2 pseudogenes are annotated in these 782 nt (G+C 48.1%); both read right to left on the bottom strand.

From position 1 onward, the window contains the following. A pseudogene (locus R7Q11_RS25780) lies at positions 1 to 393 on the bottom strand (AarF/ABC1/UbiB kinase family protein); the annotation flags it as partial. A gap of 159 nt (positions 394 to 552) precedes the next feature. Beyond that, positions 553 to 782: pseudogene (locus R7Q11_RS25775) on the bottom strand (pyridoxamine 5'-phosphate oxidase family protein); the annotation flags it as partial.

Here is a 782-nt window from a genome sequence, read left to right as displayed (position 1 = left end):
AGGTTTGAAGTTGAAAGCAAGAAACGCGGATTTCCACTGTTCACCAAGTGCATTTTCCATCACGTTGTTGAGCTGCTTTGATGGCATTGGATCGGCGTTTGAACGCAATCTGGCTAAAATCTCGGCCAACTCCGGTTCAAAAATATCTCCCGCATCCATCGACAGCATTTGACCAAGTTTCATCGCTGCGCCGCGTAAGTGCGCCAGTTGAACGGTCAGCCGTGCAATATTTTGAGGGGTGAGCAAAAGGTCTTTCGCTTTCGGTCGGTTGCCTTTGGCGATTTGCTTGGTGCCTTCAGCAATAACATTGCCCGCAACTCTTGTTGCAAGCGAGGCAAATTTGCTGAATCTAGAAATACGGTGTGTTGGTAGGTTTCTTTCCTTTCCCGACATAACTCTCTCCTATTGCTCATGGTTTGTTATACGGGAAATTGAAGCCTTTGGATACAAAGTTACGAGCACCGCTGGCAGGACCAGCGGTGATTTAGGAGAGTGGATGAAAGTTGCTATTGAGAGCGTTAGCAAAAGTGAGAGTGTTAGCAACAGGAGCTCTTAGCTGAGTTTCTCCGAAGCGTAGCAGCGGTTAGGATAGGCGCTGCTGTAATCGGGTTCTTCGATGCCTTCATACAAATCCGAAAATGGTTCAAGAGGCCCCACGACGGTTCGATATGGCAGTACCCCCGCCCAAACCGGAATATCCATATCTTGAGCGTCGTCGTTGACACCAAAACGACTGATTTTTACCGATGCTTCCTCTAAAGAAATACGCAGAAGCATGGTGG

The sequence above is a fragment of the Vibrio sp. 970 genome (assembly GCF_033339075.1).
This window is presented reverse-complemented; position numbering and strand designations above follow the sequence as displayed.